This is a genomic window from Lonsdalea quercina subsp. quercina (genome assembly GCF_000688655.1).
Taxonomy (GTDB): domain Bacteria; phylum Pseudomonadota; class Gammaproteobacteria; order Enterobacterales; family Enterobacteriaceae; genus Lonsdalea; species Lonsdalea quercina.
This window is the reverse complement of sequence record NZ_JIBO01000006.1, coordinates 531,653-557,855: the sequence shown is the minus strand read 5'-3', so window position 1 is coordinate 557,855 and position 26,203 is coordinate 531,653. Positions and strand designations below refer to the sequence as shown.

Annotated in this window: 24 protein-coding genes, 1 tRNA gene and 5 other RNA genes; 10 read left to right on the top strand and 20 right to left on the bottom strand. The window is 51.8% G+C overall.

All coding sequences use genetic code 11. The features are described 5' to 3' along the window. Positions 1–51: 51 nt before the first annotated feature. The 8 genes from RZ35_RS17310 to RZ35_RS07510 form a co-directional block, all read right to left on the bottom strand. A non-coding RNA gene (locus RZ35_RS17310) (RtT sRNA) lies at positions 52–182 on the bottom strand. Positions 183–227: 45 nt separating this feature from the next. Then, positions 228–358: non-coding RNA, RtT sRNA (locus tag RZ35_RS17305), on the bottom strand. Positions 359–404: 46 nt separating this feature from the next. After that, positions 405–535: non-coding RNA, RtT sRNA (locus RZ35_RS17300), on the bottom strand. Positions 536–581: 46 nt separating this feature from the next. Then, positions 582–712: non-coding RNA, RtT sRNA (locus RZ35_RS17295), on the bottom strand. A 46-nt stretch (positions 713–758) separates the two neighbouring features. Then, a non-coding RNA gene (locus RZ35_RS17290) (RtT sRNA) lies at positions 759–889 on the bottom strand. Between the two features lie 45 nt (positions 890–934). Next, a tRNA-Ser gene (locus tag RZ35_RS07520) sits at positions 935–1,024 on the bottom strand. A gap of 310 nt (positions 1,025–1,334) precedes the next feature. Next, positions 1,335–1,853 carry a bifunctional 3-hydroxydecanoyl-ACP dehydratase/trans-2-decenoyl-ACP isomerase gene (gene fabA, locus RZ35_RS07515; protein WP_026741114.1) on the bottom strand — a complete coding sequence of 173 codons (519 nt, stop codon included), beginning with the start codon at positions 1,851–1,853 and terminating at the stop codon, positions 1,335–1,337. Between the two features lie 90 nt (positions 1,854–1,943). Continuing rightward, positions 1,944–3,692, bottom strand: coding sequence for an AAA family ATPase (locus RZ35_RS07510; RefSeq protein ID WP_026742751.1), 1,749 nt, complete (start codon positions 3,690–3,692; stop codon positions 1,944–1,946). A gap of 188 nt (positions 3,693–3,880) precedes the next feature. Between RZ35_RS07510 and matP the strand changes: the two genes are divergently transcribed. Further along, positions 3,881–4,342: a macrodomain Ter protein MatP gene (gene matP / locus RZ35_RS07505; RefSeq protein ID WP_026742750.1), complete on the top strand. Its 462-nt coding sequence runs from the start codon at positions 3,881–3,883 to the stop codon at positions 4,340–4,342. 11 nt (positions 4,343–4,353) lie between these two features. Here matP and RZ35_RS07500 read toward each other — a convergent pair whose 3' ends face one another. Further along, a complete protein-coding gene (locus tag RZ35_RS07500) occupies positions 4,354–4,845 on the bottom strand; it encodes a DUF523 domain-containing protein (protein WP_081825703.1) in 492 nt (163 codons plus the stop codon). Between the two features lie 103 nt (positions 4,846–4,948). Further along, positions 4,949–5,134, bottom strand: a complete 186-nt coding sequence (locus RZ35_RS17285; RefSeq protein WP_026741118.1) for a GhoT/OrtT family toxin — start codon at positions 5,132–5,134, stop codon at positions 4,949–4,951. 415 nt (positions 5,135–5,549) lie between these two features. Here RZ35_RS17285 and RZ35_RS07490 point away from each other — a divergent pair, with 415 nt between their 5' ends. Continuing rightward, positions 5,550–5,825 carry a hypothetical protein gene (locus RZ35_RS07490; RefSeq protein ID WP_026742748.1) on the top strand — a complete coding sequence of 92 codons (276 nt, stop codon included), beginning with the start codon at positions 5,550–5,552 and terminating at the stop codon, positions 5,823–5,825. A gap of 203 nt (positions 5,826–6,028) precedes the next feature. Next, positions 6,029–6,313: a hypothetical protein gene (locus RZ35_RS07485; RefSeq protein WP_026742747.1), complete on the top strand. Its 285-nt coding sequence runs from the start codon at positions 6,029–6,031 to the stop codon at positions 6,311–6,313. A gap of 88 nt (positions 6,314–6,401) precedes the next feature. On the opposite strand, the gene RZ35_RS07480 is transcribed toward RZ35_RS07485, so the two are convergent. Continuing rightward, the gene (locus RZ35_RS07480) at positions 6,402–7,871 is read right to left on the bottom strand and encodes a PepSY-associated TM helix domain-containing protein (RefSeq protein ID WP_051625500.1); all 1,470 of its coding nucleotides are present in this window, start codon (positions 7,869–7,871) and stop codon (positions 6,402–6,404) included. Between the two features lie 46 nt (positions 7,872–7,917). Then, positions 7,918–8,352: a DUF2946 domain-containing protein gene (locus RZ35_RS17280; protein ID WP_157755371.1), complete on the bottom strand. Its 435-nt coding sequence runs from the start codon at positions 8,350–8,352 to the stop codon at positions 7,918–7,920. A gap of 524 nt (positions 8,353–8,876) precedes the next feature. On the opposite strand from RZ35_RS17280, the gene RZ35_RS07475 reads away from it, so the two are divergent. Together RZ35_RS07475 and mdoH are read left to right on the top strand one after the other, a co-directional pair. Next, positions 8,877–10,445, top strand: a complete 1,569-nt coding sequence (locus RZ35_RS07475) for a glucan biosynthesis protein G (RefSeq protein ID WP_026742746.1) — start codon at positions 8,877–8,879, stop codon at positions 10,443–10,445. Further along, positions 10,438–12,993 (top strand): glucans biosynthesis glucosyltransferase MdoH, encoded by a 2,556-nt coding sequence (gene mdoH, locus RZ35_RS07470; RefSeq protein ID WP_026742745.1) that lies wholly within the window; start codon positions 10,438–10,440, stop codon positions 12,991–12,993. Before RZ35_RS07475 ends, mdoH begins: the two co-directional genes overlap by 8 nt. A gap of 522 nt (positions 12,994–13,515) precedes the next feature. Here mdoH and RZ35_RS07465 read toward each other — a convergent pair. After that, positions 13,516–14,436, bottom strand: coding sequence for a Kdo(2)-lipid IV(A) acyltransferase (locus tag RZ35_RS07465; protein WP_026742744.1), 921 nt, complete (start codon positions 14,434–14,436; stop codon positions 13,516–13,518). Positions 14,437–14,843: 407 nt separating this feature from the next. Between RZ35_RS07465 and trhO the strand changes: the two genes are divergently transcribed. Then, on the top strand, positions 14,844–15,899 hold the full coding sequence (gene trhO, locus RZ35_RS07460; RefSeq protein ID WP_026742743.1) for an oxygen-dependent tRNA uridine(34) hydroxylase TrhO: 1,056 nt from the start codon (positions 14,844–14,846) through the stop codon (positions 15,897–15,899). A 52-nt stretch (positions 15,900–15,951) separates the two neighbouring features. On the opposite strand, the gene RZ35_RS07455 is transcribed toward trhO, so the two are convergent. The 5 genes from RZ35_RS07455 to pyrC all read right to left on the bottom strand — a co-directional run bounded on the left by RZ35_RS07455 (position 15,952) and on the right by pyrC (position 19,539). After that, the gene (locus RZ35_RS07455; RefSeq protein WP_026742742.1) at positions 15,952–16,530 is read right to left on the bottom strand and encodes a YceI family protein; all 579 of its coding nucleotides are present in this window, start codon (positions 16,528–16,530) and stop codon (positions 15,952–15,954) included. Positions 16,531–16,556: 26 nt separating this feature from the next. Then, positions 16,557–17,111: a cytochrome b gene (locus RZ35_RS07450; protein ID WP_026742741.1), complete on the bottom strand. Its 555-nt coding sequence runs from the start codon at positions 17,109–17,111 to the stop codon at positions 16,557–16,559. Positions 17,112–17,474: 363 nt separating this feature from the next. After that, the gene (gene bssS / locus RZ35_RS07445; protein WP_026742740.1) at positions 17,475–17,729 is read right to left on the bottom strand and encodes a biofilm formation regulator BssS; all 255 of its coding nucleotides are present in this window, start codon (positions 17,727–17,729) and stop codon (positions 17,475–17,477) included. A 405-nt stretch (positions 17,730–18,134) separates the two neighbouring features. Next, positions 18,135–18,386 carry a DNA damage-inducible protein I gene (gene dinI, locus RZ35_RS07440; protein ID WP_026742739.1) on the bottom strand — a complete coding sequence of 84 codons (252 nt, stop codon included), beginning with the start codon at positions 18,384–18,386 and terminating at the stop codon, positions 18,135–18,137. Positions 18,387–18,495: 109 nt separating this feature from the next. Next, positions 18,496–19,539, bottom strand: coding sequence for a dihydroorotase (pyrC, locus tag RZ35_RS07435; RefSeq protein WP_026742738.1), 1,044 nt, complete (start codon positions 19,537–19,539; stop codon positions 18,496–18,498). Positions 19,540–19,722: 183 nt separating this feature from the next. On the opposite strand from pyrC, the gene RZ35_RS07430 reads away from it, so the two are divergent. Further along, a complete protein-coding gene (locus RZ35_RS07430) occupies positions 19,723–20,010 on the top strand; it encodes a putative quinol monooxygenase (RefSeq protein ID WP_026742737.1) in 288 nt (95 codons plus the stop codon). 81 nt (positions 20,011–20,091) lie between these two features. On the opposite strand, the gene rne is transcribed toward RZ35_RS07430, so the two are convergent. Next, complete coding sequence (rne, locus tag RZ35_RS07425) at positions 20,092–23,181, bottom strand: ribonuclease E (protein ID WP_026742736.1); 3,090 nt, start codon at positions 23,179–23,181, stop codon at positions 20,092–20,094. Positions 23,182–23,756: 575 nt separating this feature from the next. On the opposite strand from rne, the gene rluC reads away from it, so the two are divergent. Then, complete coding sequence (rluC, locus tag RZ35_RS07420) at positions 23,757–24,713, top strand: 23S rRNA pseudouridine(955/2504/2580) synthase RluC (RefSeq protein WP_026742735.1); 957 nt, start codon at positions 23,757–23,759, stop codon at positions 24,711–24,713. 46 nt (positions 24,714–24,759) lie between these two features. On the opposite strand, the gene RZ35_RS07415 is transcribed toward rluC, so the two are convergent. Continuing rightward, a complete protein-coding gene (locus tag RZ35_RS07415; protein WP_026742734.1) occupies positions 24,760–25,347 on the bottom strand; it encodes a Maf family protein in 588 nt (195 codons plus the stop codon). 138 nt (positions 25,348–25,485) lie between these two features. On the opposite strand from RZ35_RS07415, the gene yceD reads away from it, so the two are divergent. After that, on the top strand, positions 25,486–26,007 hold the full coding sequence (yceD, locus tag RZ35_RS07410) for a 23S rRNA accumulation protein YceD (protein ID WP_026742733.1): 522 nt from the start codon (positions 25,486–25,488) through the stop codon (positions 26,005–26,007). 17 nt (positions 26,008–26,024) lie between these two features. Further along, positions 26,025–26,195 carry a 50S ribosomal protein L32 gene (gene rpmF, locus RZ35_RS07405; RefSeq protein ID WP_026740382.1) on the top strand — a complete coding sequence of 57 codons (171 nt, stop codon included), beginning with the start codon at positions 26,025–26,027 and terminating at the stop codon, positions 26,193–26,195. Positions 26,196–26,203: the final 8 nt, after the last annotated feature.

The following is a 26,203-nucleotide window of genomic DNA, read 5'->3' as shown; positions in this document are numbered from 1 at the left end:
TCTCTGGATACAAAAAAGCCCAAACGTGAGTTCAGGCTTTCTCTGTAAATATGGCGGTGAGGGAGGGATTCACTGCGGCGCTGCGCGCCTTGCCCTGCGGGTGGCCTGACGGCCATGCAAAACGGCGATGCCGTTTTGTCGAACCCTGACGAGGGTTCTCACCCTCCCTCAGGGGATTTCTGCATACAAAAAAGCCCGAACGTGAGTTCAGGCTTTCTCTGTAAATATGGCGGTGAGGGAGGGATTCACTGCGGCGCTACGCGCCTTGCCCTGCGGGTGGCCTGACGGCCATGCAAAACGGCGATGCCGTTTTGTCGAACCCTGACGAGGGCTCTCACCCTCCCTCATGGGGATTTCTGGATACAAAAAAGCCCAAACGTGAGTTCAGGCTTTCTCTGTAAATATGGCGGTGAGGGAGGGATTCACTGCGGCGCTGCGCGCCTTGCCCTGCGGGTGGCCTGACGGCCATGCAAAACGGCGCTGCCGTTTTGTCGANCCCTGACGAGGGTTCTCACCCTCCCTCAAGGGGATTTCTGCATACAAAAAAGCCCGGACGTAAGTTCAGGCTTTCTCTTGGAATATGGCGGTGAGGGAGGGATTCACTGCGGCGCTACGCGCCTTGCCCTGCGGGTGGCCTGACGGCCATGCAAAACGGCGATGCCGTTTTGTCGAACCCTGACGAGGGTTCTCACCCTCCCTCATGGGGATTTCTGGATACAAAAAAGCCCAAACGTGAGTTCAGGCTTTCTCTTGGAATATGGCGGTGAGGGAGGGATTCACTGCGGCGCTGCGCGCCTTGCCCTGCGGGTGGCCTGACGGCCATGCAAAACGGCGCTGCCGTTTTGTCGAACCCTGACGAGGGTTCTCACCCTCCCTCAGGGGGTTTCTGCATACAAAAAAGCCCGAACGTGAGTTCGGGCTTTCTCTGTAAATATGGCGGTGAGGGAGGGATTCGAACCCTCGATACGTTTTCACGTATACACACTTTCCAGGCGTGCTCCTTCAGCCTCTCGGACACCTCACCGTATTGCCGCGCTCGGCAGCAACGGGGCGCTACTATAGGGAGTCGGCCTGTCACGGTCAAGCAGTATTTAGTGGTTTTGAAACATCTGGTTAAGCATTGTGCGTTTGGTTGGTCACTTCTCTCCGATAGAGGGTTTTTGTTCGTTTCGGAAGAGGGTAAACGGGGGCTTGTTCGCGCGGGAGACGTGATTCGTGACGCTATATCTGCATCGCAAATACTGCGCGGGGGACGAGACGAGATAGCACTGCTACCGATAGCAAAAAGGCATCCTGGAGTGACCCAGAATGCCTTTATTCTCGAAAGCGGGGGATTAGAACGCGCTGGTATCTTTAAACAGTCCGACTTTCAGGTCGCTCGCCGTATAGATGAGGCGACCGTCGACCAGAACTTCACCGTCTGCGATACCCATGATCAGCTTGCGATTGATAACACGCTTGAAATGGATGCGATAGGTGACTTTTTTGGCCTCAGGACGAACCTGACCGGTGAATTTGACTTCGCCAACACCCAATGCNCGGCCCTTACCTTCTCCGCCTAACCAGCCGAGATAGAAGCCGACCAATTGCCACATGGCATCAAGTCCCAGGCAGCCTGGCATAACCGGGTCGCCGATGAAATGGCAGCCGAAGAACCACAGGTCGGGATTGATATCCAGCTCGGCTTCAACGTAGCCTTTATTATGCTCGCCGCCATCTTCGGTCATCTTGATGACACGATCCATCATCAGCATATTACCAGAGGGCAACTGCGGGCCCTGTTGGCCAAACAGTTCACCGCGTCCGCTGGCGTAAAGATCTTCTTTCGAATAGGATTCGCGTTTATCTACCATGTTTCTTTAAGTCCTGTTTTTGTGAAGCGAGCAGGTTAGCGTACACGTGTACGCTGAGCAAGCCTATTACCGCTGGACATACCAGTTCCACTATCGGAAAAACCAAGGGAAGCGGCGGCGTTCCTGCGGTGTTAAAAGAGCGATACGCTCACGAATCGCAGCCAACAAGCTGGGGCGATGTTCTTCATCGTAAGCAACCTGGGTCAGCAGCGTTACCGCTTCTGCGACAGAGGATACCGGATAGAGGTGAAATTGCGCATGCTTTACTGCTTCAACCACGTCCGGCCGTAAACAGAGANGGCGCTGATTCGTTGCGGGGATGATAACGCCCTGCTGGCCGGTCAGGCCGCGACGCTGACACACGTCGAAGAAGCCTTCAATCTTTTCGTTGACGCCGCCGATGGATTGAACATGTCNAAACTGATCCACCGAGCCGGTAACGGCCAGTTGCTGATTGATAGGCTGAAGGGCCAGTGCGCTGATCAGGGCGCAAAGCTCCGCAAGAGAAGCGCTATCTCCGTCCACCTCACTATAAGATTGCTCGAAAACGATAGAGGCAGAGAACGGCAGCTGCTGTTCCAACTGTAGTTCAGAAATCAAAAAAGCCTGCATAATCATCATGCCTTTGGCATGCAGGTTGCCACCCAGTTCGGCCTTGCGCTCGACATCCGTCAGTTCGCCATCGCCCGGGTGTACTACGCAGCTGATGCGGGTCGGTTCACCAATCATCATCGGGTAACCCGGATATTCCAGCACGGAAAGTCCGTTGACCTGACCGACGACGGCGCCGTCGGTTTCAATCAGAATCTGACCAAGCTCGATATCATCCTGTAGCCGTTCATACAGGTAACTATCGCGCCAGCGGCGAGTGGTTTCGGCATCGTTAATTGCCTGCGCGGAGAGCGTTTCCTGCTGTGCATAGAGAGACGCATGCTTCAACTGATGGGTCAGCCATTTAGGACACAGCGGGAGACAGCCCTGATCGTCACTGTGACGGACGGCGTGGGTGACCAGTGCGCTCCAACCGTCTTCCGCCAGCAGAGGAAGTTGATTTTCCTGACACAGCGCATTGATGTAAGCACACCAGCGCACCATATCTTCAGGCGCGATCAGCGGGAGCTGAGCTTCAAACTCGCCATAAATAGCGTCTCCGCTGAGTTCCGGCTCCATATCATGGATGTCGGCCAAACTTTCGCGATCGCCCACGACGATCAGACGAAGGTCGACCGGCATTGGCGGCACGTCTACCGGCAGCGGGCGGCGTTCATCAGGTGAAAGCCACGAGTACAGCCCTGAAATTATCGTTTGTTTCAAGCGAAGCCACATCAGCGGCTGCGCCAATAGCGTGCGGGCGGAGAGAATCAATACGCCGCCGTTGACCTGATGAATCAGACCGGGCTGTAGCTGGATATCCTCCTGGGACACGCGGACGCAACCGAACAGCTGTTCCGGCTCGATCCATTCCTGATACCCACACCGTACTTTGGCCGCAAAATTGTCATCCTGATGCTGGGCTGGCTGAATGCTGATATGACGTCCGGAAATCTGATACAAGCTGCCGTAACAGGCTTTTTCCATTGACGTATTCGCGTTGACGGCTCGGGCGATCAGCCGCAGGTAGTCATCGCTCTCCTGCGCTTTTAATAACATAAAGCGAGAAGGGGAGCGGGACTGGCAGAATAGCGTCAGCGCATTGGCCAAACGGGGCTGGATCGCTGAAAACTCAGCGGGCGCCAGCTGCGCTGCCTGAGAGAATAACGTCTGATACGGGGTAAGATCAGGCAACAGTTGCTGCCATTCGAGTCGGTTGTTGGTCAAAGTATCTACAGCACTCGTCAAAAGGGAAAGCGGGATTATACAAAAATAATGCCTGATGCACATGAGAGCCTGCGTGTTGCAGACAGACTACAGAGGCGGAATTGCGATTCTGGCTGAAAAATGGACGGTAAAAAGTTTGCCTGAAATAGGAAACTCAGGCCACAATGGAGATATGTCGGGCACGTTACACGGTCACTGAAGACTTTATTATGAAATACCAGCAATTAGAAAATCTTGAGTGCGGCTGGAAGTGGAAGTATCTGGTCAAAAAGCATCGTGAAGGCGAGTCCATTACGCGCTTTATTGAGCAGAGCGCGGCCGATGAAGCGGTCAACGCGCTACTGCAAATGGAAGACCAGCCGACAAAAGTACTCCAGTGGATTGACGCGTACCTCAACCCCGCGCTGGAAAATCGGATGAAGCAAACCATTCGCGCTCGGCGTAAACGGCATTTCAATGCTGAACACCAGCATACCCGCAAGAAATCCATCGACCTTGAGTATCTGGTTTGGCAGCGTTTGGCGGGGCTGGCGCATCGTCGTGGCTGTACGCTGTCGGAAACCATTGTCCAACTGATCGAAGACGCTGAGCATAAAGAGAAATATGCCAATCAGATGTCGTCGCTAAAACAGGATTTGCAGGCCATGCTCAACAATAAGTCCGAGCGCTGAGGAGCCGCTGATCAACCGACTTGGTTGACCCGCTCAATCAGAGTCAGGATTTCCCGGTCCGAAAATACCTCTATCCCTTTCGACCTCAACAATTCGGCAGTGACGCCGTGGCCCGCAAGGGTTTCTCCGTTGAAATGACCGCTATAGATAGTCTGACTGCCACAGGAGGGACTGCCATCCGTGAGCAGCGCAAATCGACAGTGATGCTCCCGAGCCATTTCCAGGGTCAGCCAGGCGCCCAATATATAGCGTTCTGTGACGTCGCCTCCGGTTTCTTCAACCACTCGCGCACCTGACGTAATGACCGCATGACGCCTTCGAGTCGGAATAATTTCCGCCGAAGGGCGNGGTGTGGAAAATCCTGCCGCCAGTTCAGGACAAAAGACGACCAGGCGCTGTTCGCGTTGCCACTGGCCGAGATAGCGCCGGACCGTGCTTTTGTCTGAGCCGTTATATCGAACGGGAAAACCTGCGAGGCAGGCGCTGATCAAAATCTTATTCATCACCGAGATCTTTTACCGTCGAGGGATTAAGGGTGCCGTTAAAGACGAGTATCACGAAATAGCAGGGGAATAATAAANAAGCTGATAAGGCGAAGGGAAATGATTAAAAGAAAGAGAACATCAAGACAACGGGAAAACTGAGTGGCCAGGTCAGGCCGATCAAAACCGCGCAGAGGAGGCGTATTAACATCGAGCGGTCTTTACTGACGAAGAAAGTGAAAACCAAAGATAAAGCAAATCCAACGAAATAAATAGTTTTCATCATTTCCCACAGATGATGGTGAGCCACTTTGTTCTCTTCCTTATAGTTGCAGGCGGCGCGTAGTTTAAGGCGTTGCCAATTTGTGATCAATCCTTTAACACAATGGGGAAGCGTTGAACGTTTGCCCAGACCGACTAATAATAGTGCCAAATTGATAGAAATTCTGATGGGTTAGTCGAAAAAAAAGATTTACTTATGGCTAGCGTTCGAGCCGATGGACGCGGTGAATGTCGCTAATTCAAGGCATTAAATTAAGTCGATAAACGAAGCGTGAGGCGGAAAAGGGCTTGATAGCGGTCTGTGAAACTAAAAAGGGACATGGCTGGCGGGCTGAATATAAGTCGAATGATTGTGACAGTAATATTAATTTTTGGTGACTATATGGACTTAACTGACTCGCTGGCATAGGTTGTTTTTTTATCCTGTTTAAAAGGGAATAAAAATGAACGATATATCCAGCTTGTCATTAAAAATCGCCCATGGACTTAAAGAACGAATCAAAGCAGCGGCCGCGGAAAACGGGGTTACGATCAGTGCGGAAGTCAGTGCTCGATTACTGAGAAGCTTTGAGTCCGAAGGGTCAGACGCTCAGCAAGCCAACGCCATAGATAATCAACATACGGAAGAACGGGTAGAACAGCCTTTGTCCGCTAAAGAATTAAAAAAATTGCGACAATTGATTAAGGGAAAAAGCAAAGAGTCTGTCAAAAAGAAATAATACCGACTTTATGCCTGCTTGTGACAAAGGAGGCATAAATTGGCCTTCCTCCATCCTGTCTTCCTCGATCGTCGACTGCTGCCTGCGGGGGTTTACTCCCTTCTTTTGTGACCTACCCGGTTTTTTCCCGACACAACTTTAAAATTCAAAATTGAGTTGCCGATAGAAGCACTGACAGGTCCTGTTTAAAAAAGGGAGGAGATATGTCATTCAGTACCTTGAAGGAAACATTACTATTTGGGGACGGCGCTGGCGCAGCAAGCCATCGATATGAAATCTACAAATCAGATTCCCGGGGCGGCTTTTTTGCGATGATATATTCGCTAAAATCTCTGCGCTTAGAGCATCAGGTCGTCTTGGCATGGAACATTGAAGAAACCTGTTTGCCCTTACGTGCTTCATATATCCCCAACGCGCGCATGGAGTGTGAGGCGCATTGGAAAAACACGTTCGAGCTGGTTGAAGGAAAAACATTGAAAGCCGTGTGACTGACTTGATGAATCCGAACCACAGAGGCAAGCCAGCGGCCTGCTTCTGTGTGGATGGCTTACTTCATGTCTTTCCCAGGATGCTGCGTTATCTCGCATCTGATTCGCCTTTATCCTGCTGCCGATTCATATCCGGCGCGGGCAAAGACGCGCGGTATCGCAGCCAGCGAAGGCTATCGATCGAAATAAATATCACAGCGCTGATCCCCATCACCGGCAGGAAGAGACCGAGTCCTACTGTGACAATGGCAATCAAGAGCTGTGATGTCAGCGATAAAGATAAAAAGGCGTCCGTCACTGACTGTAGCGGGTTTTGGGAAACCGAGCCGCGCGGACGGCGTATCCACCACAGGCGATATCCCCACACAATCATCGAGCACAGCCCTATGCCGAAAAATGCCAGCAATAGCTGATTAGGCAATCCGAACAACACGCCCATATGAATATCGACGCCCCACCGGGTTAGCTTCGCCGCTAGCGGGAAATGGTTAAACTCGACCTTGCTGACGACCTGACCTGAGTCGGGATCCACTGCTACGGCATCGGCCCGAGTGGGCCAGGTTCTTTCCATTTCGGTGACCGTCCAGGCGCGATGAGGTTTTGACGTCGGACGAATTTCAATTTTTGCGGCTTCAATGCCTGCGGCACGCGCGGATGCCAATACCCGATCAACGCGAGCGGGATCGACAGGCGTCATCTCCGGCATATCCATCATCATATGATGGGCGTGCTCGCTTTGCGGGGATAACTCGGCAGGCCCTGAAAGTTGTGTGGCGACCGCAGGCGTTTGCCAGCCCAGGGCATAACGCAACTGCGATACATTGTCTCCCGCCCACCGCGACCATGTGAGTCCTGTCGCAGAAAAAAAGAGCAACCCTGCGAGCAAGGCCAGCCCTGTTACCGTATGACGGCGCTGCAATCGGCGACGTAAGCTGCGTGCGGCATCGGGCTTTTTAGCGGTGACGCGTGGCTGACGTCCAGTCCACCACAGGTAAGCGCCGCCGAGCGCAGCAATCCACAACCATGAGGCCGCCAATTCGCTGTAATTTCTGCCCACGCTCCCCAGTAACAGGCTGCGATGCAGGTTATCCAGCCAGAGACGAAAGGGCAAAATTCCGCTGGTGCCGTAAACGGTTAAATCGCCTTTGACCGCTAACGATACCGGGTCGATAAAAATGGATCGGCTTTCCGAAGGNCCTAAATCAGGAGATGAAAACATGACGCGTGTCGTTTCTCCGGCAAGCGGGGCGGGCCTGATCGCAGATAGCGTCGTCTTTTTGCCGTCGCCGAGTGCGTGCATCGCTGCGGCAACCTGTAAAGACAGCGGTTGCGGCGTGCCTTCGGTCTCGGTGTAAAGCGCATGCGCGTAGAGTCGATTTTCTAGCTGAGGCGTCACGACATATAGCGTACCGGTTAATGCGGCGATAAAAATAAATGGGCCGACGAACAGGCCAATATAAAAGTGTATCCGCAGGAAAAACGACCTGAGCCCGGAAGGTGCCGGGCGGTAATCTTGGTCCGGGGTCAGGAGTTTTTTCCCGTTCTTGGCAGCAGACATATTGTTTCCGCAAAGGTGATGAAAAAAGGCGCGCAGAATCGATGTTTCAGACCTGTGAGCGCGCGGTGAGCGAATTCACTGCTAAAGAGAACGGCGGTGCGCGAGCTAATTGGGGGGAGTAGAGCGACTCAGAAATGCGCAGCGGCCATTCGGTGTTCAGTGTTCGCAAGGCGAGCCAGTGAATTAGCGGCACAGGATCGTCGCCGGGTATTTGCAGGGCGGGAAGATGCGAAAACAGCATGCAATAGCCGCACGCACCGTGTCCCTGCACCACATTATGGCTTGCGGGAGAGGGCGAGGGGACATGCTCGTGCACTGACGCAGCGACGGCGACATGCCGGTGATGAAGCGCTGTCTGAGGCCGGGCGACATGACACCGCGCCAGCAGTTGGGATACCGCCGGAGAGATAAAAATGATGATGACGGCAACAATACCGAGCCAGTATGGCTCGCTTTTTCGCCTTAACTCGAACAGTGACATGGCGCGCTTAGCATAGAGCATATTTGATGATGTGACTGTAGCGTAATTAGGGAAAAGGACGTGACACAATTGTGTTTTATACATGTCATGACGTGCCGGTTACACGCCTTTTTTCGAATAAAAGGGCTTTGCTTGTATCGGCAGTGATTACGCTTGCTCAAGACCAGATCTAAGAGGAGAATCCCTGCTTTTACGCCTAACGGACTATTCCTAGGCGAAATCCCTACAATTTCCGTTATGGTAGAGTCCTGTCATGGAATGACGGCTTGATAATGAATCAGGCGCATGCAGCGCTTTTAGGAATGAGATAGCAGTGGTCTGTGACAATCGACGTTCCAATGTCCGAAAAATGGCAACGCGAATCACCGACGCCCGTTTGAATAGGGATTAAATGGCGAATAGAGATAGCCGTTGTTTAAACGCTGACCTATCATAATGAACCAAATCTTCATGAAGTTGTCGGATAGCTAACTTATCCATTAATATGGATTTTAGTTGATTGAAGCACACATACAGGGGGAGATGTGCTGGTTAATAAATTTAAGGTTAAACAGCGAGTCAACAATCTTCGCTTGCTCTCAGCCGCTGTAATGCTGTCGTTGACGTCTTTGCCCGTGTGGGCATTTTCTATTGATGATGTCGCGCAACAGGCGGAAAAACTGGCAGCGAAGGGGTTTGAAACACCGAAAAGTAATCTGCCCGATCAATTCCGCGATATGAAGTTCGCCGACTATCAGCAGATTCGTTTCAATCAGGATAAATCATATTGGAACGCAACGCCCACCCCGTTCAAGCTGCAGTTCTATCATCAGGGGATGTACTTCGATATCCCTGTCAAAATCAATGAAGTTACCGCGACCTCGGTAAAAGAAATCAAATATTCGCCTGACTACTTTAATTTTGGTTCAGTCAACCACGACCCTGATGCGGTGAAAAACCTCGGGTTCGCCGGTTTCAAAATTCTATACCCCATCAATCAGGCGGATAAAAACGACGAGATTGTCAGCATGCTAGGTGCGAGCTACTTCCGCATCATCGGCAAAGGGCAAACTTATGGTCTGTCAGCTCGAGGATTGGCTATCGATACGGCACTGCCATCCGGAGAAGAGTTCCCGCGTTTCCGCGAATTCTGGATCGAACGTCCTAAACCTAATGACAAGCATCTGGTCATCTTCGCGCTATTGGATTCGCCGCGCTCGACGGGCGCATATCGCTTCACCGTTTATCCGGGACGCGATAGCGTCGTAGACGTGCAGGCCAAAGTTTACCTGCGTGACAACGTCGGCAAACTGGGTATTGCGCCGTTGACCAGTATGTTCCTGTTTGGGCCTAACCAACCGTCTCCGACGTTAAACTATCGTCCGAATCTGCATGACTCAAATGGCCTTTCTATTCATGCCGGCAATGGTGAATGGATCTGGCGTCCGCTGAACAATCCGAAACATTTGTCCGTCAGCACCTATACTGTCGAGAACCCCAAAGGGTTTGGTCTGTTGCAGCGCGGTCGCGATTTCACCGACTATGAGGATTTGGACGATCGTTACGATCAGCGTCCGAGTGGTTGGGTTGAGCCTAAGGGCGACTGGGGCAAAGGTAAGGTTGAACTGGTAGAAATCCCGACGGCGGATGAAACCAATGANAACATCGTTTCTTTCTGGACGCCGGACACGTTGCCGGAAAAAGGCAAGCCGCTGGATGTGAAATACCGTCTACATTTCACAACGGATGAAGATGCGTTGCACTCTCCTGACATTGCCTACGTCAAACAGACCATGCGTTCTACGGGGGATGTAAAACAGTCGAACCTGATCCGTCAGCCGGATGGGACGATTGCTTTCCTGGTGGATTTCGTCGGTTCGCAGATGAAGGACATGGATCCTAATACGCCGGTCGCGCCTCAGGTCAGCATCGGCGACAACGGTGAAATTGTTGAAAACAGCGTGCGTTACAACCCTGTGACCAAAGGCTGGCGCTTGACAATCCGTCTGCGCGTGAAGGACAGCAAAAAGCCAACGGAAATGCGTGCAGCGTTGGTGAATGGCGAGACTACTTTGACTGAAACATGGAGCTATCAGTTGCCTGCCAATGAATAAGTCAACTTCCTCTCTCGACTATGTCGAGAAATTGCCTCTGCCTGCTGAGCAGGCAGAGGCGTTGCGTGAATCCCTCCCGCATTCAACGACTCCCCCTGACCCATCTGAAGTACATCAGGCTTTAGCCAATGGTGATACGGTGAATCTTCGGTCCGAAGATGATTTACCTTTAATCTCCGTGAAGCGGCGCCTGGAAATGGGCTGGGGAGACACTCCGTCTCAGGATAAACAGCTGCTCAACGATCGGGAAGGGCGCACAGCGATTCAGGCGATGCCGAAAATCAAACGCGCCGTCATGTTTCCTGATGCCTGGCAAACCAACCCGCTTGTGCGCTGGTGGCATGGCATTTTGGGGCAATCGACAGCGCCTCGCCGCCGCCGAATCACCGCGCAGGAAAACAAGGAAGAGAGCCGGTGGCGTACCGTGGGTACGATTCGTCGCTATATCCTCCTGATTTTGACGCTGTTTCAAACGACGATTGCTACCTGGTACATGAAGACCATCCTGCCGTATCAAGGATGGGCGCTGATCGATCCGTTCGAGATGGCGCACCAGGATTGGCTGCGCTCCGTTATGCAGCTGCTGCCTTATGTGCTGCAAAGCGGTATTCTGATTTTATTCGCCATCTTGTTCTGCTGGGTCTCCGCGGGCTTCTGGACCGCGCTCATGGGATTCCTGCAATTGCTGATCGGTAAGGATAAATACAGTATCTCTTCCAGCACGGTCGGCAATGAACCCCTCAATCCCGACCATCGCACTGCGTTAATCATGCCGATTTGTAATGAGGACGTAGAGCGGGTGTTTGCCGGTTTGCGGGCGACATACGAGTCTGTTGAAGCGACGGGGCAACTGGCGCATTTCGACATGTATGTGTTGAGTGACAGCAACGACCCCGATATCTGCATCGCTGAGCAAAAAGCGTGGATGGATTTGTGTCGTGAAGTCGGGGGAGAAGGTCATATCTTCTATCGCCGTCGTCGCCGCCGTGTAAAACGGAAAAGCGGCAACATCGATGATTTCTGCCGTCGCTGGGGGAGTCAGTATAGTTATATGGTGGTGCTGGACGCCGACAGCGTAATGAGCGGAGACTGTTTGACCAATCTGGTCAGACTGATGGAAGCGAATCCGAATGCCGGGATTATCCAGTCATCGCCGAGAGCATCCGGCATGGACACACTGTATGCGCGCTGTCAGCAGTTCGCGACCAGGGTCTACGGCCCGTTGTTTACCGCCGGGCTGCATTTCTGGCAGTTAGGGGAGTCTCATTACTGGGGCCACAATGCCATCATCCGTGTGAAACCCTTCATTGAGCACTGTGCGCTGGCGCCGTTGCCGGGAGAAGGCTCTTTCGCCGGGTCGATCTTGTCTCATGACTTTGTCGAAGCCGCGCTGATGCGTAGGGCTGGCTGGGGCGTCTGGATCGCTTACGATCTGCCCGGCAGTTATGAAGAGCTGCCGCCGAACCTTCTGGATGAATTAAAACGTGACCGCCGCTGGTGCCACGGCAACCTGATGAACTTCCGATTGTTCCTGGTCAAAGGCATGCATCCCGTGCATCGTGCCGTGTTCCTGACCGGGGTAATGTCATACCTCTCCGCGCCGTTATGGTTTATGTTCCTCGCCTTATCGACCGCGTTGCAGGTGGTGCACACGCTGATGGAGCCTCAGTACTTCCTGCAGCCCCGGCAGTTGTTCCCGGTCTGGCCGCAGTGGCGACCTGAGCTGGCCATCGCGCTGTTTTCAACCACGCTGGTCTTGCTGTTCCTGCCGAAATTGCTGAGCGTCATTTTGGCCTGTGCCAAAGGGGCGAAGCCCTACGGCGGAGTCATTCGGGTGTTCATTTCACTGCTGCTGGAAATGCTGTTCTCCGTATTGCTGGCGCCGGTCAGAATGCTGTTCCACACGGTATTCGTCGTGAGTGCTTTCCTGGGCTGGTCGGTACAGTGGAACTCTCCGCAGCGTGATGATGATGCAACCTCGTGGGGCGAAGCATTCACCCGCCATGGTTCTCAACTGGTGCTGGGACTGGTCTGGGCGCTGGGAATGGCTTGGCTGGATCTTCGCTTCTTGTGGTGGCTGGCGCCGATCGTCTTCTCATTGATTCTGTCTCCTTGGGTTTCGGTGTACTCCAGCCGTGCCAATCTTGGTCTGGCCTGCAAACGTGCGAAACTGCTACTGATCCCGGAAGAGTACAATCCGCCGCGCGAGCTGGTTGCTACAGATGAGTACTTCCGCCTCAATCGCGAGCGCAAGTTGAGCAACGGATTCATGCATGCGGTCTTCGACCCGACGATCAATGCGTTAGCGAGCGGGATGGCCACGGCTCGACACGGGTTCAGCCAGCCTATCGAAGACGTGCGTAAACAGCGAGTGGCGGCGGCCTTGAGCCTCAAGCCGCAAGAGGTTGAAAGTCACCAACGACTGGCGCTGCTTAGCGACCCGGTAACGATCTCGCGGTTGCATTACCACGTGTGGCAGGAGCCAGAACGTTACAATAGCTGGGCTGAGTATTATCAGACCCTATCGGCTCCGCCGGTGAAATTGTAATGTGACTCTGCTGAGCGCTTAGTATCGATATAGCTAAAACGCCCGATGAATATCATCGGGCGTTTTTTTACGCTTAAATTCTTTTCCCGGTAAACGTGATACGCAAAAGGCACGGTAGTTAAAGCCCATCTCGGATAGGGAATATGCCTTTGGTGGTGAGCACCCACGCCAAGCCTGAGTATCTCAACGCTATCGACTTTTTCGACACAGTGAAGTCTGTTCGCGAAATATCTTCATCTGAAAACAGAATGTCGTAGGAAAAATACTTTCTGGTCAGGGCGATTGGGCTGGGTTGAACGCTTGATGAGGCCATTCGCAGACATTCAGGTGCGAGGAAAATGTCGCGGGCGAAGAGACGGGGCTGAAAGCATGGCATGTAAACCCGCTTTTCCGGGGCGTAATGAAGCCGCCTTCTGCGGAGGCGGCTTTGATATGACGGTTTGTTCGCGTGATGCGGGGCAAAAGATTTTGAGCGTTTATCCACCGTGGAGGGTTGCCCATTCACGGTGGAAAGAATAGTGACTAATAAAGAGAGGACTCTCCCGGGGGACGCGTCTTAAACCGGCGGTGCAGCCACATGTATTGATCGCAGGCCAGCATGATATTTTGCTCAATAATGTGATTCATCCAGGTGGCTGTGGCGGCTTCGTTCTCTAACGGTATATCGGGTTCGGCGGGTTGAATGATGAGTTCATACCCTTTTCCGTCAGGCAGCCTGCGGGGGACGAAGGGAACAACTACCGGCTTTGCGCTCCGTGCCAGCATATAGCTGCCCGCCGTTGTCGCGGCCTTATTAACGGCGAATAACGGTACAAACACACTGCTGCGCGGACCATAGTCGTGGTCAGGGGCATACCAGAGTATTTCTCCCTGTTTGAGGGCGCGGATCATACCTTTCAGATCTTTGCGGTCCAGCATGGATTTGTTGGAGCGCATACGGCCCCAGGTCTGCAGCCAGTCAATCAGCTTGTTGTCATTGGGGCGATATACCCCGATCCCTTCGTTTTGCATGCCAAAAATGCGTGCGCCGAGTTCCAACGTCAAAAAGTGAATACCGATCAGCAATATTCCCCGCTTCTGTTCGCGCAGGGGCTGCATATTCTCCAGTCCGGTCACCTTGAACCAACGGGCGATTCGCCAGTCAGGCCAAAACCACGCCATCCCGGTTTCCATGACGCCCATGCCAACCGACTCGAAGTTGCTGCGTACCAGCGCTTCCCGCTTTTCAGCGGACATGTCGGGAAAACAGAGTTCCAGGTTGCGTCGAGCTATCTGAACGCGGTGCTTCAATATAGGCATCGATAGTCGGCCAAGCAAAGTACCAAGGCGGTAAATGACCGGATAAGGAAGCAGGACGACCAGATAAAGGATGCCTATGCCCAGCCAGGTTAGCCAATAGCGTGGGTGCAATAGCGAACGGTTGAAAGAGGGGATTGTCGTCATGGCCTTAATATCGAAAACGGCGGTAAATCACGCCTTGTGTTAATGGGATTTTCAGAACACTACTCCGAAGAGTAGTTTAATATGACGCTTATTGGCGCATTTGAAATGTGCCAAAAGCTGATTTTTATAAGGGATTTATTCAGACGCCTATCATAGCATCGGTTCGCAATGATTTTTTACCTTTGGTGAGGTGATCTCCAATCTCATGAGGCCGGTATTATGGCGAAACCGAGACGTTGAAACTAGTCATCAAACTTACTTGTGTAACCCATATTGATATTTCTTTGGGGTTCTCTTCGACTGACAGAGGCTAAGAGCTGGTGTATCATGCCGCGCTATTGTGACGGCAACAAAATGCTAACACACAATTAATGTCGTTAACCTCACTTTAAACAGGAACGTACACCATGCCAGTGTTACATAACCGTGTTTCCAATGAGGAACTGAAGGCGCGCATGCTTGCTGAAACCGAGCCTCGCACCACGGTCTCCTTCTATAAATACTTCCTGCTGGATGAACCCCAGGCATTTCGCGACGCGCTTTACCTGACCTTGACTGAAATGAACGTGTTTGGTCGTGTCTACATCGCAAAAGAGGGGATCAATGCGCAGATTAGCGTTCCCGAGAGCATGTTCGATACGTTCAAAACGCGGCTGTATCAGTCGCATCCCGCGTTAAATAACATCAGACTCAATATTGCGCTGGAAGACGACGGTAAATCGTTCTGGGTATTGAGGATGAAGGTGCGGGAACGGATTGTGGCCGACGGGATTGATGACCCCACGTTTGATCCATCACGCGTTGGGCATTATTTGAAAGCCGAAGAGGTCAATCGGATGGCGGAAGATCCTTCCACGGTCTTCGTCGACATGCGCAACCATTATGAATATGAAGTGGGTCACTTCGAAAATGCGCTGGAAGTCCCGTCCGATACATTTCGTGAACAGCTGCCTATGGCGGCGGAAATGTTGGCCGGCGACCGTGAAAAGAACATCGTCATGTATTGTACAGGTGGGATTCGTTGTGAAAAAGCCAGCGCCTACATGCTGCATCACGGTTACAAAAACGTGTTCCATGTGGAAGGCGGGATCATCGAGTATGTCCGCCAGGCGAAGGCTCAGGGGCTTCCCCTCAAATTTATCGGNAAAAACTTTGTATTTGATGAACGTATGGGGGAGCGAGTGTCCGACGAGGTCATCGCTCATTGTCACCAATGCGGCGCCTCCTGTGATACGCACACCAACTGCCGTAATGAGGGGTGCCATCTTCTCTTTATACAATGCCCGCAGTGCGCGGAAAAATATGAAGGCTGCTGTGGTCCGGCGTGTCAGGAGGAAGTCACATTGCCGCTGGAAGAACAACGCAAGCTGAGGCGTGAAAGAGAAACCGGCATGAAGATTTTCAATAAATCTCGCGGATTGCTGCAAACGGTTTTGCCGACCCCCATCAGGGATAATGAGTAGCGCCGTTGAGATAAAAACAGCCCCGTTCATTGACGGGGCTGAACAGACAGGATTATTTCTGGCGGATACCTTCAAGTGAAATAATCAGCTCGACGTCTTGCGAGGCTGGCCCCAGGTCTGTAGTGATGTTGAAGTCTTTCAGCTTGATCTTCCCTTTGGCTTCGAAGCCCGCACGATAGTTACCCCAAGGATCGTCCCCTTGTCCCATCAGTTTGGCCTCAAGCGTTACTGGTTTGGTGACGCCGTTCAACGTCAGGTTGCCAGTGATATCCAAATCATCACCACTTTTTTTCACGCCGGTAGAGGTGAAAGTCGCCAGAGGCGCTTTTGCCACGTTCAGGAAATCGGCGCTGCGGATATGTTTGTCACGCTCGGCATGATTCGTGTCCACGCTATCGGTTTTGATCGTCACATTCACTTTGTCCGAGGACGGATTCGCTTCGTCAAATGTGAAGGTGCCGTCGAAATCTTTGAACGTCCCATACAACCAGCTGTAGCCCAAATGTTTGATTCGAAATTGTATGAAAGCATGTTGGCCCTCTTTATCAATTTTATAATCCGCTGCAAGAGCGGAACCTGCGTAGGAAACTGTTGAAGCGAGTAGTAAACCCAATAGCGTTTTCTTTAACATTGGTTTTCTCCTTACAATCCCGAGGTTTAATGGACGCTGCGACCCAACATCCGTTTTAACGTACTGTCACCATCAATGAAGTGATGCTTTAACGCTGCTAATGCATGCAGCACCGACAAAATGACGATACCCCACGCAAGATAGAAATGAATGTCGCCTGCAATATCAGCCTGATCTCTGACTCCGCTCAGCGTCGCTGGAACGTTAAACCAGCCAAATACTGAAATAGGCTGACCTTCCGCCGTCGAAATCAGATAGCCGCTAATGAGCAGACTGAACAGCAAGAGGTAGAGAAGAATATGTGCCAGCGTGGCGCTTATTCGGGTAAATCGTGAATAACTGGCTAGCGGCGAAGGGGCGGGGCTAATTTTGCGCCATATCACCCGGAACAAAACGATAAGGAAAAGAAGGATGCCAATGCTTTTATGTATTTCGGGTGCCTTGTGATACCAGTTGTCGTAATAGCCTAACGAGACCATCCACAGCCCTAGTGCAAACATGCCGTAGACGGTCAGCGCGACGACCCAGTGTAGTAGAATGCTGATATGACCATATTGGGATGAGGTGTTGCGCCGAAGCATGACCACAATCCTTATCGTGAAGTTGCAATGAAGGTCTGGAGATAATTAAACATAGGTAAACATAAAAGCAATATAAAATTATTGCTTTTAACATGATGATTTCATTTATCAATCATTTTGAATGAGCGACCTCAATCTCTTTCAGTTAACCGTATGCATTGATTGTATTAGCCGTTTTATGCGCCAAAATGTTAAAAATACAAAATGACTTATTTTTATTAAAACATGAGCGACATATCATGGATAAAATAATGAGAGACGTAAATTATTTTTGAGGCATCCCGCTGTGCGTTCGATATAAAAGACGACACCGCCTTTAGAGGCGGTGTCTGGGGTGATAATAACGCACTATAGAATGAAATTTTAATGCTTTAAATAATCAATTGGCTCAAATTCATTTGATTCTATCTTGGCAATGCCTGCTTCAAGAATGTTGATGAGCTGTTTTGCAACATCGGTGGTTAACCATAAAGTACGATCAACTTGAGCTTCATCGGGAGCCTGGTCCGCGGTACGGAGGTAGTGTAAGCGGATCATCATTGCATCGTAGCTGTCGACGGTGCTGATATCCCAACCCACAAGTGGATGTGTTTGAATAACTTCACTTTTTATATCCATGATTACCCCTTATGACTAGTTACTAGCATGAGTGACTAAACGAGGTTCTAGATGACTCCTATCTACGATTACTCAATGAGTATATCTCTCCTGATTACATTTATGGAATTTTATTGTAAACAATCGCGAATCTGGTCGTTTTTTGCTCTTCATGTGGCTGGGAGAATTTGCTTTTCCGCTTAGAGTGAGAATAACATGACCTTCGTAGGTTTAGCGTTGACTGACAATTTAAATTTCTTTGGCTATAAGTGCATTAATAAGATGGTTTGAAAATATTACCAATTAATTAACTTGCACTCGAATTTTTATACAGAGAGCCGAATGCGGTGATGACAACATGGCAATATTGCAGTGAAAAAAGGGTGAAAAGAATAGTTAAGGAACCAAATTGAGGACGGACGACGTTTAGTCAGTATCGAGTCCGGAGAAAAACCAATCGTCAGCGCTTTCCCATGTCTCTTGAAGAATCTCGGTTATTTTCTCTTTGTCATCCTTACTGCCGCCGAAGACACTAAGATTGTTCGACCCGGCATAGCGCACTAAAACAGAGGTGTCGGGATATTGAGCTTGAATGCGATGGCTTAACTCATTTGTCAGGGCGTCGATAGCGCCGGCAGGCAACTTAACGGTTTTTGCTACAGTGATTTCAACACGCATAATGACCTCCATACAGGACTGTTCGTTTATACAGTTGTCTGGAATGAAACGCAAGAGGCGTCAAGCCGAAGATAGACGAGTTTCCCCTGCCTTCCGGCAGGGATATGATTTATCGGACGGACCAGTTCAGCTGTTGTCCTGCCATAAAGGGAATGATTTTTTGTTCTTTGGCAGCAATGTGTTCTGGAAAGGTAGTCGGTTCTCGACGCAGTTCGATGAAGTCTTCATTGACGGGGAGGCCATAGAAACGCGGGCCGTTAAGCGAACAAAAAGCTTCCAAATGGTCTAACGCGCCGATCTCCTCAAACACGGTGGCATACGCGCTCAGGGCCGCCTGTGCGTTGAATACACCAGCGCAGCCGCATGAGGACTCCTTACGATGCTGCAGGTGCGGGGCAGAGTCGGTTCCCAGAAAGAATTTCTCTGAACCGCTGGCGACGGCATCGCGCAATGCCTGCTGATGCACATTTCTTTTGAGTATAGGCAGGCAGTACAGGTGAGGACGTATTCCACCCACCAACATGTGATTGCGGTTGTACATCAGGTGTTGCGGGGTAATGGTGGCCGCCAGATAGTCATCGTTATCCAGTACGTAGTGTGCCGCATCACGCGTAGTGATATGTTCGAAAACCACCTTCAGCGCCGGAAATTGCTTGCGCACAGGTTCCATAACGCGATCGATGAAGTAGGCTTCGCGATCGAAAATGTCCACCTCGGGATCCGTAACTTCACCATGCACCAGTAAGGGCATTCCCAGCTTCTGCATTTGCTCCAAAACCGGGTAGATAGCGCGAATGTCCGTCACGCCGTGGCTCGAGTTTGTGGTCGCATTGGCTGGATAGAGTTTGGCCGCTGTAAAGATACCCTCTTGAAAACCCAGGGTCAGCTCGCGCGGGTCCAGCGTATCGGTCAAATAACATGTCATCAGCGGATGAAAATGATGCGCAGAGGGGATAGCGGCAAGAATGCGCGTTCTATAGGCCTCTGCTGCTGCGACGGTAGTGATCGGCGGCGTCAGGTTAGGCATGACTATGGCGCGGCCGAAAACGGCGCTGGTATAGGGTAATACCGCATTTAGCATGTCGTCGTCACGCAGGTGAAGATGCCAGTCATCGGGACGGCGGATTTTCAGGGCGGTTGGAACGGGGGTCATGGATTTTGCTCCGGCGGTCAGTGATTAACATAGCGGTTATAAGACTGATTACGGCGGGTGATAAGCATAAGCGCAAAGTGGTTGAAATGCACCCGATTGTTTTGAAGTGGTTGAAATTCATCTTTTATTGGCGTTTCATATTAAAAGATCTAATACATTCGCAAAATGCGAGAAGAGGAAAAAATGGAAATTCGTGTTGTCGCTTGCCTTCAGGCAAAACCAGAGTACTTGAAAGAAATCACCGATGCGGTCACCAAAGCGGTAGAACCCAGCCGTAAAGAGGCCGGCAATCTGCAGTACGATTTACACGCGGAAATCGATAAGCCAGGTGCTTTTGTTTTCATTGAACGCTGGAAAAATAAAGCAGCGCTAGAGACGCATGAAAAAACGGCACACTTCCAGAAGCTGGTAGCGGATATGGAAGGTAAGACCGTTTCCGTCGACATCAAGCTGATGACTCAGGTCGCATAAGCTGATAAAAAAAGCCCGTCATTGACGGGCTTTTTTGACAGACATCAGGCACCACGTCAGTCACGTGGTGCTTTTTTGTGGTTACTCTTCCACGGCTGGCTTGGTTGCCGGGGCACTGGCGCTGTTAACCGAAGCATGGCCGCCCGCAGAGCCTTTCCCGGTGAACTCGAACGCGGGGCGCTGCCAGTCGCTGGATTTCGGCTCTTCCGGGACATACTGCGGTGCCGGAGCTTTCGTCATCGGCGCATTTGCGTGATGTTTAAAGGTTGGCTGCGCATTGGATTTCGCCGGAGTTGATGTTTCGACCGGCTTTTCCGCCGCGGCAGGCGCCGCTTCAACCGCTTGCTCAGCAGGTTCTTCAACCGCTGCCGGTGCATCCTCTGTGGCAGGCTCAGCAATTTCAGCTGTTTCGACGTTTTCATTATCGGCCACCACGTCTTCTGACGGTGTCGATGCTGAGTCGGTCTTATCCGTTTCTTTGTCGCTGTCTTCCGCTGTCACTGTCTCTTCACGAGATACGCGGGTTTCCAGCGGCAGCTGAGCGGTCACTTCCTCTTCGGGAGCGATGACATCGGCGCTCTGAGCGTCAGTCGAGTCGTTGCTTTCCTCAACGATTTCTTCAGCGATTGCGCTGGACAGCAACGCGTATTCCGTCACTGTAGGTATGGTAATCGCATCATTTTCCTGAACAACGGTTTCCTGTGTTTCAGGCTCAGGCTGAGGTTGTGTGATTGGATAGTGAATCCACNCTTTGCCAGAGGCCATTTCCGGCGCAGAAGCCGCTTGCTCGACTACCATTGGCGATTGTACCGGGTAGCGCTCATCACGGTAACGGCGACGACGCTGGCCGCTAACGCGCAGATGGCGCGGCGAACGGCGCGAACGGCGCGGCATGTTGTTATCGCGGTTGTCTCCGCCATTATTTTCCGAGCTGGTTTCCGCGGTTGCCGGTGCAGCCGCTTCCTCGACCGGGTTGGATGCGACAGGGGCATCCGCTTCATCAATCACACGGACTTTTTGCGTTAGCTGACGACGTTGACGGCGAGGCATCACCTGAGCGGGTTTTTCCTGCTCTGGCGCCTGAGCTTCGGTTTCAGCCGCCGTGTTCAGCTCTTTCACTTCCTGCTGAGCCTGGCGCTTCTCTTCCTGCCGGTTACGCTGACGTTCCGCGCGCTGTTCGCGACGTTGCTCTTCGCGCGCGGCTTTTTCCTGTGCATCAACGGCCGGAGTTTGCGTGTCGGCCACATTTTGCGTCCGCTTGTTATTACGACGCGGCTGCTCTTCGCGCGGCTCACGGTTTTCTCGCGGCGTCCTCTCTGTGCGATCGCGACGATTGCCGGATTGGCGGCGATTGTTGTTGCGACGCTCCTGACGTGGTTGACTCTCGCTCGTATTGTTCTCTTTAACCTGCGGCTGTTCCGGTTTTTCTTCCNCTTCAGCTTGAGGCGCGTCGAACATGCCTTTTAACGAGCCGAACAAACGGCGAATGATACCCGACTTCTGAGGCGCAGCAGACGGTGCTTTCTGAGCGGCAGCCGGTGTCGGCGCTGCTGTAGGGGGAGTCTCCGGCAGGGTAAACGTCGCCAGAGCAGGTTGCTCAGGAATTTTACGCTCGGCGATCTGCTCTTCCTGTGCCAGCTGGTTTTCTGCATCCAGCATTTGCGGCAGCATGTAGCTCAGCGCCGGCTTTTCTTCACCGTTACGGATACGCACGACGGAGTAGTGAGGTGTCTGCATGCCGTCGTGCGGTACGATGACGGCCCGGACGCTGCCCTGACGTTGTTCGATAGCGTTAACCGCGTCACGTTTTTCGTTAAGCAGGTAGGAGGCGATCGGAACCGGCACAATCGCCTGCACCTCTTTGGTGTTTTCCTTCAGCGCTTCTTCTTCGATCAAACGCAGGATAGACAGAGACAGGGACTCGTTATCGCGAATCGTCCCGGTTCCGCTACAACGCGGACAAACATGGTGACTGGATTCGCCCAGCGAAGGACTGAGGCGCTGACGCGACATTTCCAGCAAACCGAAGCGTGAAATACGTCCAATCTGAATACGGGCGCGATCCTGACGGACGGCATCGCGCAGGCGATTCTCAACTTCACGCTGATGGCGAACAGGCGTCATATCGATGAAGTCGATAACGATCAGACCACCCAAGTCGCGCAGGCGCAGCTGACGGGCGATTTCGTCGGACGCTTCCAGGTTAGTGTTGAAGGCGGTTTCTTCGATATCGCCGCCGCGGGTAGCGCGTGCGGAGTTGATATCGATGGCTGTCAACGCCTCGGTCGTGTCAATCACGATGGAGCCGCCGGAAGGCAGACGCACTTCGCGTTGAAAGGCTGACTCTATCTGGGATTCGATCTGATAATGGCTGAACAGGGGGATTTCACCGCTGTACAGTTTGATTTTACTACTGAAATCGGGACGACCCAGTGAGGCGATGTGCTCTTTGGCGCGTTCTAGAATTTTGGGGTTGTCGATCAGGATTTCGCCGATATCCGGGCGAAGATAATCGCGGAAGGCGCGAACAATCACGTTGCTTTCCTGATGGATCAGGAACGGCGCGGGGCGACCTTCAGCGGCTTTTTTGATGGCCTCCCAGTGTTTAATGCGAAACGCCAGATCCCACTGCAGGGCTTCTGCGGATTTACCGACACCCGCCGTACGTACGATCAGGCCCATGCCCTCAGGCAACTGCAGAGAGCTAAGCGCTTCCTTCAGCTCGGTCCTGTCATCCCCTTCGATACGGCGTGAAATACCGCCGGCGCGAGGGTTGTTCGGCATAAGAACCAGGTAGCTTCCGGCGAGGCTGATAAACGTCGTCAGCGCCGCGCCTTTGTTGCCGCGCTCCTCTTTATCCACCTGCACGATGACTTCCTGGCCTTCGCGCAGAACATCTTTGATGTTCGGGCGGCCATGGGAAGCGTAGTGACTCGGGAAGTATTCGCGTGCGATTTCTTTGAGGGGGAGAAAACCGTGTCGCTCAGCGCCGTAATCAACAAAAGCGGCTTCCAGACTCGGCTCAATGCGCGTGATTTTACCTTTATAAATGTTCGCTTTCTTTTGCTCATGGCCTGGACTCTCAATATCCAGATCGTAGAGGCGTTGACCATCAACCAAGGCAACACGCAACTCTTCTTGCTGAGTTGCGTTAATCAACATTCTTTTCATCGTAACTTACTCGTTATTCTTAACTTGCATTATGGATAGAGCTGCCGGTGAAAGCGGGGTATGACCGGAATGAACCGATGGCCTCGTGGCTTATCGCAGGGGCGTCANCCTCCCGGTTGTCGTCTGCATAGAGACGCATGTTTCGGTAGCCTGTATTTCCTGATGGAAAACAGCGCATTTATGGCGGGAACAGCTTCTGAAAATAGGTGCCAGATCTGATTCCATTTGCCGGCCAAACTGCTAACCGCAGCTCGCTAACTGCTTGATAATTCGCTACGTCTTACGCCATTGCTGCGTTGTGAGTCATCAGGCAAATATAATAATTCCGCAATTTCCCTTGTTTTTCAGGTAAACAGCGCGGAAAGCTGAAGCATTATTCCATTGCTGATACGCCGATAGCAAGGTGACTTTGCCTGTCAAAATGAAGTTATTAACCGGTCTGAGGACAGCCATGTACGAAATTCGCACATAGTCACTGTTACAGGAGCTGACTATTAACTTCATAAGTCAGACTCACAGTTAAGCATAGAAAAAGATGTGGCGCTATCTACCCTCGCTCTTTAGAATTCTGGCCCATGAAAACAGAGAACCCATCAGTACAATTTTTAACTGTCTCCGACGAAGAGGCGGGTCAACGCATCGACAATTTCCTGCGCACAAAATTGAAAGGTGTGCCCAAAAGCATGATTTACCGTATTTTGCGTAAAGGTGAAGTACGAATAAATAAAAAGCGGGTGAAGCCGGAGTACAAACTGTTAGACGGCGATCTCATCCGGATTCCGCCCGTGAGGACTTCCGAACGTGAAGAGGCTCAGGTTTCTGTCGGGCTGGCCAAAGTGTCGGCATTGGCGGATTGCATCATTTATGAAGATGATTATCTGTTAGTGCTCAACAAGCCATCCGGGACTGCCGTCCATGGCGGCAGCGGTCTGAGTTTCGGCGTTATCGAAGGCCTGCGGGCACTTCGGCCCGAAGCTCGCTTTCTGGAGCTGGTACACCGTTTAGACAGAGATACTTCCGGTGTTCTGTTGGTCGCCAAGAAACGGTCCTCGCTGCGCGCCCTCCATGAACAGTTGCGAAGCAAAGGGATGCAGAAAGACTACCTCGCCCTGGTGCGTGGACAGTGGCAATCCCATTGCAAAGCCGTGAAGGCGCCGCTGCTGAAAAATATCCTCCAGAGCGGTGAGCGAATCGTCCGCGTGAATAGCGAAGGAAAGCCATCGGAGACACGTTTCAAGGTTGAAGAGCGGTTCGAGCACGCGACGTTGGTCAAAGCCAGTCCGGTCACCGGGCGGACACATCAGATTCGCGTACACACCCTTCATGCTGGTCATCCTATCGCTTTTGACGATCGTTACGGCGACCGGGATTTTGACGCCCAACTAGCAGGCACCGGTCTCAAACGGCTGTTCCTGCACGCACAGGCTCTAAAGTTCGAACATCCCAACACCGGCGAAACTTTACGAGTAGAAGCGCCGTTGGATAATGAACTTCGCCGTTGTCTGCAACTCTTGCGCGACCAAAAGTCGTAATCGAATACCGCNCCTGTCGATGAGTCAGGTGCGGTCAACATGCGAATCAGGAAATCAAAAGAGGATTCACGCCTTCCCGTCGCAGCAAGTCAAGTAAAGCGATAAGCGGTAGCCCGATCAGCGTATTGGGATCCCTCCCCGACAGTCGTTCAAATAAAGTAATGCCGAGTCCTTCGCTCTTGAAACTTCCCGCGCAGTCAAAAGGACGTTCTTTCTTTATATAATTATCTATCTCTTTATTCGTTAGCGTTCGAAAATGAACCTCGTAAGGTTCAACCAGACAATGCATGCGTACGCTTTGGCTATTGTAAAGCGCAAGTCCGGTATAAAAGGTGACGTGACTGCCACTGGCCTGACGCAACTGAGCAACAGCGCGTTCTTGATCGTGAGGCTTACCGGTTATTTGACCGTTAAGCACACAGACCTGATCGGAGCCTATAATGAGATGACTCGGGTAGTCGCCAGCCAACGATTTGGCTTTGTCCATGGCTAGACGTTTCACCAGAGCGGGGGCGTCTTCGTCAGGCAAGGGCGTTTCATCAACTTGTGGGGAAGCAGATTCGAAAGCGATATTCAGCTTTTCGAGCAGTGCGCGGCGGTAGGGTGAGGTTGATGCGAGAATGATTTTAGGCATAGTTAGGGTAAAATTGTGGCTGGAACATGCGGCTCATTCTAAACTGCGATTCGCTTCCGATGCGAACGCTGGCGAAAGTTTCCAAACCCCACCTTTTCCTTTGACTCTATGTCGTTACGACGCTAATATGCGCGCCCTATGCAAAAGGTAAAATTACCATTAACCCTCGACGCGGCTCGCACGGCTCAAAAGCGTTTAGATTATGTTGGTGTCTATACAGCTGAACAGGTGATGCGTGTTGCCGAATCAGTGGTTAGTGTGGATAGCGATGTCGAAGCGGCTTTATCGTTCAACATCGATAACCAGCGTTTAGCTGTTATCGATGGACATGCCGATGTGTCGGTGACCTTACGGTGCCAGCGCTGTGGCAAGCCTTTCGAACATCAGGTCCACGCCACGTTATGTTTTAGCCCGGTCATCAGTGATGAGCAGGCCGAAGCTCTGCCGGAAGCGTACGAACCGATTCAGGTCAATGAGTTTGGTGAGGTCGACTTGCTGGCGATGATAGAAGATGAAATTATTCTTTCATTGCCCATCGCACCGGTGCATGATTCTGAACACTGTGAAGTGTCCGAAGCGGACATGGTATTTGGCAAATTGCCTGAAGAGGCGGAGAAACCAAATCCATTTGCCGTATTAGCTAGTTTAAAGCGTAAGTAATTGAAGGAGTAAGGTCCATGGCCGTACAACAGAATAAACCAACCCGTTCCAAACGTGGTATGCGTCGTGCTCACGATGCTCTGACCACAACTGCCGTATCCGTAGATAAAGTTTCTGGCGAAACTCATCTGCGTCACCACGTAACTGCGGATGGCTACTACCGCGGTCGCAAGGTCATTGCTAAGTAATTCCTGCT